The following is an 8,681-nucleotide window of genomic DNA, read 5'->3' on the forward strand; positions in this document are numbered from 1 at the left end:
CGTAGACTATCACTCTCTCGTCCGGGCACCGCCGAGGTGACCCGCATTCCTCCGAGGAGCCGTCATGACCGGACCAGCCCCCGACCGCATCGTCGACATCGCGATCGGCTACATGGGCGCCAAGCAGTTGTTCGCCGCCTCCCGGATCGGGCTCTTCCGCGCCCTCGCCGACGGTGCCCGCACGGCGGCCGAACTCGCCGGGACCACCGGCGTGAGCGAGCAGCTGGCCCGCATCCTGGCCGACGCGATGAACGCCCAGGGCCTGCTCGACCGGCAGGACGGCCGGTACTCGCTGGCGCCGGACGCGGCGGAGTACCTCGGTGGCGGCGGTGCGACCGACCTCGCGCCGTTCCTGACCTTCCTCAACGAGATCAGCTACGGCCATTGGTTGCAATTCGACAACACGGTGGACACGACCAAGCCGGGCGACCTGCAAATGGACGACGCCCGGTGGGCCACGTTCATGGCCGGCGTGATGCGGTACAACGCGCTGCACGCCGCGATGCTGGCGCGCGGCTTCGACTTCACGCCGTACCGGTCGATGCTGGACCTGGGCGGGCTGTCGCCGGAGTTCGCCATCGGCGCGCTGCGGGCCAACCCCGACCTCGCGGTCCGGTTCGTGTTCGCGCCCATGGCGACGCAGGGGATCACCGACGCGCTCGCCGCCGCGGGCCTCACCGACCGGGCGACCGTCGAACCCGCCGACACCGAGACGGCCGCACCGGGCGGTGACCACGACATCGTCATGGTCAACCACGTGATCCACCGGTTCACCGCCGAGCAGAACCGGACCATCCTGGCGAACGCCCGGGCGGCGGCCAAGGACGGGGCGACCCTCCTGCTGCTCGACTTCTTCCTGGACGACGACGAGCGCCAGCGCGGGATCGACGCGCTGCACGCGGGGGAGTACTTCGTCATCGACGGCACGGTGGTCTACCCCGAGGCAGAGGTGCGGTCCTGGCTGGACGGCACCGGCTGGCGGGCCCGCGAGGTCCTCGCGCTGCCGGGCAGCCCGCGCGTGCTGGTCGCCGACGCGATCTGATCTAGAACGCTTTTCATATACGATTCCGCGGACTCCGAATTGTTGCTGTTCGGTTACTTCCGGGTCGAATACCAGTCGGTCAACCGTTGATTTTTTTGCCGACGAACGTAGACTATCCCGCATCGTGGTGAGCCAGGTCTCACCCCTTGATCCACCAGTTCCAGGCGAGGACCAGGCCGCTGTAGCGGCGCGTGACCCCGCCGGCAGTCCATCACCCGAGAGAAGGACTCGATGACGAGGACACGCACAGCGGCACTGGTCGCGACAGCGGCCGCAGTGGCCGCCGCGCTCGCCGCATGCACCAGTTCAGGCGGCGGCGGTGGCGGCAGCACCGGCACCGCGGACACGGGCGAGCTCAAGGCCGGGGTGTTCCTGGACGTGACCTCCTGGGATCCGGCCGCCGCCGACATCGGCTTCGACGGCCCGTACCTGTCGGCCGTCTACGACCCGCTCGTGGCGCTGGACAAGGACGGCAAGCCGGTGCCCGCACTGGCCAAGTCCTGGGAGTGGTCCGCCGACCGGCTGACCCTGACCGCGGAACTGCGCACGGACGTCACGTTCGACGACGGGCAGAAGTTCGACTCCGCCGCGGCCGTCGCGAACCTCCAGCACCTGAAGGCCGGTGTCCGCTCCGGACAGGCCTACCTCAACGTCGCCGGCGTCGAGGCCAAGGACGCGGACACCGTCGAGATCAAACTGTCCAAACGGGACGACTCGCTGCTCTACTTCATGGGCCTGGGCCGCAGCTGGATGGCCTCCCCCGCGGCCATCCAGGCGGGCGCGCTGGCCAACGGCCCGGTCGGCTCGGGTCCGTACACCTACGACAAGGCCAACTCGGCGCCGCAGTCGCAGTACGTCTTCACCAAGAAGCAGAGCCACTGGGACAGCGGCACCTACCCGTTCCCGACGGTGAAGCTGTTCCCGATCACCGACCAGACGGCCAGCTTCAACGCGATGCTGTCCGGCCAGCTCAACGTCCAGTTCGCCAACGCGGCGAACCTGCCGAAGGCCAAGGAGAACGGCTGGAACATCGCGTCCAAGCCGTCGTCCTGGGTCGGCGTGCAGTTCGCCGACCGGACCGGCAGCCAGGTCAAGGCCCTCGGTGACCAGCGCGTCCGGCAGGCGATCAGCTACGCCTTCGACGCGGCCGGCATCCTCAAGGCGGTCGGCAACGGCTCCGGCACGGTCACCAACCAGCTGTTCCCCTCGGACAACAGCGGCGTCTACGACAAGTCGATGAACGACAAGTACAAGACGGACATGGCCAAGGCCAAGCAGCTGCTCGCGGACGCCGGCTACCCGGACGGCTTCGCCGTGAAGATGCCGATGTCGCCGATCTTCGCGGCGTGGCAGCCCGCCGCCAACCAGACCTTCGGCGAGCTGGGCATCAAGGTGGAGTGGCAGGACATGGCCATGCCGGACTACCAGAAGAACGCGCCGACGTACCCGATGTTCCTCGCGGTGATCGCCATGAGCGGCAACGACATGGCCACGCTGTCCGACCAGGTCACCACCGCCCAGTGGTACAACCCGAACCCGTCGGTCGACGCCTTCCCGGAGGTCAAGGCGCTGGTCGAGCAGGTCGAGAAGGCCGAGCCCGGCCCGCAGCAGACGGAGCTGCTCAAGCAGCTCAACACGAAGCTGGTCGACCTGGCCTGGTGGAGCGTCTGGTACCAGGCAGACAACAACTACTTCAGCGTCAAGGGGATCACGGTGACGCCGATCACCGGCATGATGTTCCCGACGCTGCGGTTCATCCAGCGCGGCTGACGCGCCCGTGCTCCGGCGGGTCCGTCCACACCGGACGGACCCGCCGGTGAGGAGCCGAGAAATGCTGTCCTTCATCGCGAAACGCCTGCTGTCGGGGATCCTGCTGCTCGTGGTCGTCACGAGTGGGACGTTCTTCCTCGCGTACCTGGCCGTCGGGGATCCGACCCCCGGGTTGCTCGGCAACAGCGCCACGCCTGCCCAGCAGGCCGCCCTGCGCACCAAGATCGGCTACGACCAGCCGCTGCTCGTCCAGTTCTGGAACTGGTTCTCCAACGCCGCCACGGGCGACTTCGGCACCTCGTGGCGCAACTTCCAGCCGGTCAACGACCAGATGGCGCTGCGCGTCCCGGTCACGCTGTCGGTCGTGGTCGTCGCGACCGTGCTCTCCGCCGTCATCGGCGTGGCCGTGGGCATCGCGTGCGGCCTGCGGCCCGGCGGCATGCTCGACCGCGGCCTCAAGCTCGCGTCCGTGGTGCTGTTCGCGCTCCCCGGCTTCTGGGTCAGCCTGGTGCTGGTGATGTGGTTCGCCATCGAGCTGAGGTGGTTCCCGGCCATCGGGTACGTCTCGCCGGACCAGTCCGTCGGCGGCTGGCTCCGGTCGATCACGCTGCCCTCGGTGTCCCTGGCGCTCGGCGCGATCGTCATGGTCGGGGAGCAGCTGCGCAACGGCTTCCTCCAGGTCGCCAACCAGGACTTCGTGCGCACGCTGCGGGCCCGCGGGCTCTCCGGCCGGCGGGTCACCATGCACGTGCTGCGCAACGCCTCGCCCGCCGCGCTGACCGTGCTCGCGCTGCTGTTCGTCGGGCTGCTCGGCGGCGCCATCGTGGTCGAGATCGTGTTCAACCTGCCCGGCATCGGCAGCCTGACCCAGTCGGCCTCGCAGATCGGGGACATCCCGGTGCTGCTCGGCCTGACCGCCGTCACCGTGGTGTTCGTCGTCATCGTCAACTTCCTGCTCGACCTCGTGCTCGGGTGGGTCAACCCGAAGGTGCGCGAGCGATGACCGCAGCTCCGTTCCCCGCCACCCTGGCACCCGTCAAGCGGATCTCGCTGTGGCGGCGCTACCTGCGCCGCCCGCTCGGTGTGGTCGCCCTCGGCGTGCTGATGGTCGTGGTCGCCGCGGCGGTCCTCGCACCGTGGCTCTCGCCGTTCGACCCCAACCTGGTCGACTTCAAGCTGACCCACGCCACCCCCGGCGACGGGCACCCGCTGGGCGGTGACTCGGCCGGGCGCGACATCCTCAGCCGGCTGCTCTACGGCGCCCGGACCACGTTGTTCGGCGCGGTCATCACGTGCGTCGCGGGTCTCCTGCTGGGTGTGCCGGCGGGCGTGGCCGCGGGCTACTTCGGTGGCGTCACGGACCGCGTGTGCTCGTGGATCAGCGATGCCCTCCAGTCGGTCCCGGGCATGATCGTGCTGCTGGTGGTCGCCGCGGGCACCGGCCAGGACTTCGCGGTCCTGATGGTCGCGCTGGGCATCTTCCTCGCCCCCGGCTACTACCGGATCACCCGGGCGCGGGCGCTGGCCGTCCGCCGGGAGCCGTACATCGACGCCGCCCGGGTCGCCGGGGTGACCAACCCGCGCATCCTGCGCACGCACATGCTGCGCGCGGTGTACGCGCCGATCGTCGTGCAGACGGCCCTGACCGCCGGTATCGCCATCGGCATGCAGGCAGGCCTCCAGTTCCTGGGCATCGGCTCGGCGTCCACGCCGAGCTGGGGCCAGATGATGAACGACGGCTTCAAGAACATGCTGACCTACCCGCTGATCCTGCTGTGGCCCTCGATCGCGCTGGGCGTCACGATCGCCGCGCTGGCGTTCATCGGGTCGACCCTGGCCGACCTGATCAGCGTCCGCACGGAGCAGCCCGCCCGGCGGGCCCGGCTACGGGTGCGGCAGGCGCTCGCCGGCCCCGCCCCCGCGCCCGGTGACCTGCCCGACCGGGTCTCCAGCGGCACGCACGAGCACCAGGCCGCGGACTGCGCCCTGCGGATCGAGAACCTGCGCGTCGGCTACGCGACCCCGACCGGGGTCAAGGAGGTCGTCCGCGGGGTGTCCCTGGACGCCGCCCCCGGCGAGGTGCTCGGCATCGTGGGGGAGTCCGGTTCCGGCAAGACGCAGACCATCTTCACCGTGCTCGACCTGCTGCCGTCGGGCGGCACCGCGGTCGCGGACGGCATCTGGGTCGACGGCCGGGAGGTCGGCCGCCTGCCCTCCGCCGAACGCGCGACGCTGCTCGGCCGGTCGATCGGCTACGTGCCGCAGGAGCCGATGAGCAACCTCGACCCGTGCTACACGGTCGAGCGCCAACTGGTCGAGCCGCTGCGACACGTGCACGGCCTGTCGAAGACCGCGGCCCGCGCCCGTGCGCGGGAGGTCCTGGTCCGCGTGGGCATCACCGACCCCGACCGCGTGCTGGCGTCCTACCCGCACCAGATCTCCGGCGGCATGGCCCAGCGCGTGCTGATCGCCGGTGCCGTCGCCGGGCGGCCGTCGTTGCTGGTCGCCGACGAGCCGACGACCGCGCTCGACGTCACGGTGCAGGCGGAGGTGCTCGAACTGCTCCGGGAGCTGCAGCAGGAGTACGGCATGGCGCTGGTGATCGTCACGCACAACTTCGGCGTCGTCGCGGACATCTGCGACCGGGTCGTGGTGATGAAGGACGGCCGGATCGTCGAGACGGGCCCGGTGGAGCGGATCTTCCGGCACCCCGAGGACCCGTACACGGCCGAGCTGATCAGCGCGTCCCTGGACGACACCGAGGGACGGCACGAACTGGACGAGGCATGGGACCGGGATCCGCGCCTGGACGCGGACCTGGACCGGAGCGCCGCGCACGTGGGCGGAGAGGACGACGCACGATGAACGCGCCCGAGGACACCGCGCCGCTGCTCGCGGTGGAGGACTTGGTGGTCGACTACCGGCTGCACCGCAAGCTGCGGTTGCGCGCGCTGAAAGGCGTTTCGATCACGGTCGGCCGGGGTGAGTGCGTCGGACTGGTCGGGGAGAGCGGCTCGGGCAAGTCCACGCTCGGCAAGGCCGTGCTGGGCCTCGCCGCGGTCACGTCCGGGCGGATCTCGTTCGACGGCGAGGACATCACGCACGCGCGTGGCGCCGCGCGCCGCCGGCTGGCCAACGACATCCAGGTCGTCTTCCAGGACCCGTACGGCTCGCTCGACCCCACGATGACCGTGGGCGAGGTCCTCGCCGAGCCGCTCCTGGTGGCCGGGACGAAGCGGGCGCAGGCGGGGGCGGTGGTCGCCGAGATGCTCGACCGCGTGCGGCTGCCCACCGACGCCGTGCACCGGTACCCGAGCGAGTTCTCCGGCGGGCAGCGGCAGCGGATCGCCATCGCGCGGGCGCTCGTCCGCCGGCCCCGGCTGATCGTCTGCGACGAGCCGGTCAGCGCGCTCGACCTCACCACCCAGGCGACGATCCTGGACCTGTTCATCGACCTGCAGCGGGAAACCGGGGTGGCGTACCTGTTCGTCTCGCACGACCTCGGCGTCGTGCGCCGCATCTGCCACCGGGTCTCGGTCATGTACCAGGGCGAGATCGTCGAGTCCGGGCCCACCCGCACGGTCGCGCACGAGCCGACGCACCCGTACACCCGGCGGCTGCTGCTCGCCGCGCCGGTCGCCGACCCGGTACGCCAGGCCGAACGCCGAGCCACCTGGCTCGGCCTTCGCGACTCGGCGTGACGACCGCCGCACGCGGGACGTAGCCATGCCGAAGGTCATCGACCACGATCAGCGGCGCCGGGAGATCGTCGAGGTCGCCAAGAAGCTGATCGCCGAGGGCGGCTTCGAGGCGGCCACGATGCGCAGCATCGTCGCCGCGGCCGGGTTCGCCAACGGCGCGCTCAAGCACTACTTCGCCAGCAAGGACGGCATCATCGCGGCGACGTTCGAGAGCGTCCTCCAGGAGACCGCGCAGCAGATGTCCGAACTGGACGCCCGGTCGAGCCCGATGGAGGCGCTGCGCGGGTTCGTCGCGGCGGCCATGCCGCTGGACGCGCACCGGATCACGTCCGCCCGCGTGCTGCTGGTGCTGTGGGAGCACTCGGTCGCCAACCCCGACCTCGCCCGGCAGTACCGCGACCTGCTGACGGCCTGGCGGGCGGAGCTGACCGGTCGGATCGCCGCCGCCTGGGACAACGGCGAGCCACCCGACGCGCCGGCCGTCGGGGTGCTCGCGGACGAGATCATCTCCGTCACCATCGGCGCCAACGTGGCCAGCCTGATGTACCCGGTCGGCGAGCTGGTCGACCGCTACCGCGCCTACATCGAGGGGCTCGTGAAGCGGATCGCCGGCTGAACTCCTGGACCGGCCCCGGTTTTTTGGTCTACACTTGTAGAATGATCAGTGTCGCCGCGCTGCCGGTCACCCGAACCCAGCCCACCTCCGAGGTCACCGGCCCGCCCGTCGTGCTCATCCACGGGTTCGCCGCCAGCGGCACCGGCGACTGGCCCGCCGAGCGCTGGGCCGGCCCGCTGGCCGCGGCGGGCCGGGAGACGGTCGTGGTGCACCTGCCCGGGCACGCGGGCGGCCCGGCCGTGGACTCGGCGGACGAGGTGACCACCGGGCACCTGCTGCGGCGGCTGGCCGAGGGCATCGGCTCCGCCGAGGTCGACGTGGTCGGCTACTCGCTCGGCGCCCGCCTCGCCTGGGACCTCGCCGCCACCCGCGCGGTCGCGGTGCGCCGGCTGGTGCTCGGCGGGCTCAGCCCGGTGGAACCGTTCGCCGCGGTCGACCTCGCCGCGGCCCGCGCCGCGCTCCGCGGTGGACCGCAGCCGGCGGACCCGCTCACCGGCTTCATCACGGGCATGGTCTCCGGCGAGGGGCAGGACGCCGAATCGCTGCTGCGGCTCGTCGAAGGGCTGGCGCGGGAGCCGTTCGACCCGGCCGCGCGCGCTCCCGAGGTGCCGACGTTGTTCGTCGCCGGACAGGAGGACCCGATGGCCGGGGGCATCGAGCAGGTCGTCGCGCGGGTTCCCGGCGCACGGCTCCAGCACGTGCCCGGCGACCACCTCGGCGCGCTGGCGGGGGACGACCTGCGTGCCGCCGTCTTCGGGTTCCTCGGCGTCTGACGCCGCCGGCCCCGTCCTCGGCTCCCCCCACGTCCGACGCCGCCGGGCGTAGCGCGGGTTCCGACGCCCCCGCAGGTACTACGGTGGGGAAAGGCCGGACGCGGGAGGCAATGACGGTGACCAGCTGGACCGATGTGATCAACTACGTTCGCCGACGGTACGAGGTGCTGGAGGAGACCGACAGCTGGCTGCGCTTCCGGCTCGACACGGAGGGCAGCCGCACCCAGCAGGTCGCGGTGCACCACGTGCCCGACGTGGACGGCCGGGCGTGGCTGGAGATCTCCTCGGCGGTCGGCCGGGTCGACGCGATCGACCCGGGACGACTGCTCGAGCTCGCCGGCTCGTCACTCGTCGGTGGCGCGGCGGTGGTGGACGGCGTCGCACTGCTCAAGCACGCCGTGCCGCTGGAGGACCTGAGCGTCCAGGAGGAGTTCGAACGCCCGCTCACCATGCTCGTCGCGAGCGCGGACTCCTTCGAGCACGAGTTGACGGCGACCGACCACTTCTGACCCCGGTCCACCCGCGAGGCGTGGTCCGGGTCGGAGCCGGCCGTGCGGGCGGTGCCCGTCGGTGACGGCTTCGACGACCACGACGAACGCGACACCACGGTATTCCTGACCGCCGGCGGGCGCCGATCGGGAACGGGTGACGTCACGCGGAAGTGGCCCGGTCGGGGGACCCGGCCCGTGGCGCGCGCGGCGGGGGGGGCGGCGCGGGGGGGGGGGGCGCGGGGGGGGGCGGCGCGCGGCAAGGCAGCGCGCGGCGGCTCCGCGCGAGGA

Annotated in this window: 8 protein-coding genes; all 8 read left to right on the forward strand. The window is 71.4% G+C overall.

The window, feature by feature from the left end; translation table 11 throughout:
• Positions 1 to 64 precede the first annotated feature (64 nt).
• The 8 genes from FHS29_RS25915 to FHS29_RS25950 all read left to right on the forward strand — a co-directional run bounded on the left by FHS29_RS25915 (position 65) and on the right by FHS29_RS25950 (position 8,411).
• Positions 65 to 1,042, forward strand: a complete 978-nt coding sequence (locus FHS29_RS25915; RefSeq protein WP_184694792.1) for a methyltransferase family protein — start codon at positions 65 to 67, stop codon at positions 1,040 to 1,042.
• Between the two features lie 231 nt (positions 1,043 to 1,273).
• Positions 1,274 to 2,812 (forward strand): ABC transporter substrate-binding protein, encoded by a 1,539-nt coding sequence (locus FHS29_RS25920; protein WP_184694794.1) that lies wholly within the window; start codon positions 1,274 to 1,276, stop codon positions 2,810 to 2,812.
• A 61-nt stretch (positions 2,813 to 2,873) separates the two neighbouring features.
• Entirely contained in the window at positions 2,874 to 3,815 is a 942-nt protein-coding gene (locus FHS29_RS25925; RefSeq protein ID WP_184694796.1) for an ABC transporter permease, read from the forward strand.
• Complete coding sequence (locus tag FHS29_RS25930) at positions 3,812 to 5,677, forward strand: dipeptide/oligopeptide/nickel ABC transporter permease/ATP-binding protein (RefSeq protein ID WP_184694798.1); 1,866 nt, start codon at positions 3,812 to 3,814, stop codon at positions 5,675 to 5,677. The genes FHS29_RS25925 and FHS29_RS25930 overlap by 4 nt, the downstream gene beginning before the upstream one ends.
• Positions 5,674 to 6,513, forward strand: a complete 840-nt coding sequence (locus FHS29_RS25935; RefSeq protein ID WP_184694800.1) for an ABC transporter ATP-binding protein — start codon at positions 5,674 to 5,676, stop codon at positions 6,511 to 6,513. Before FHS29_RS25930 ends, FHS29_RS25935 begins: the two co-directional genes overlap by 4 nt.
• A 25-nt stretch (positions 6,514 to 6,538) precedes the next feature.
• Positions 6,539 to 7,129 carry a TetR/AcrR family transcriptional regulator gene (locus FHS29_RS25940; RefSeq protein ID WP_184694802.1) on the forward strand — a complete coding sequence of 197 codons (591 nt, stop codon included), beginning with the start codon at positions 6,539 to 6,541 and terminating at the stop codon, positions 7,127 to 7,129.
• A 41-nt stretch (positions 7,130 to 7,170) separates the two neighbouring features.
• Complete coding sequence (locus FHS29_RS25945; RefSeq protein WP_184694804.1) at positions 7,171 to 7,902, forward strand: alpha/beta fold hydrolase; 732 nt, start codon at positions 7,171 to 7,173, stop codon at positions 7,900 to 7,902.
• A 116-nt stretch (positions 7,903 to 8,018) separates the two neighbouring features.
• A complete protein-coding gene (locus FHS29_RS25950; RefSeq protein ID WP_184694869.1) occupies positions 8,019 to 8,411 on the forward strand; it encodes a hypothetical protein in 393 nt (130 codons plus the stop codon).
• Positions 8,412 to 8,681 lie beyond the last annotated feature (270 nt).

This window comes from Saccharothrix tamanrassetensis (genome assembly GCF_014203665.1).
GTDB classification, from domain to species: domain Bacteria; phylum Actinomycetota; class Actinomycetes; order Mycobacteriales; family Pseudonocardiaceae; genus Actinosynnema; species Actinosynnema tamanrassetense.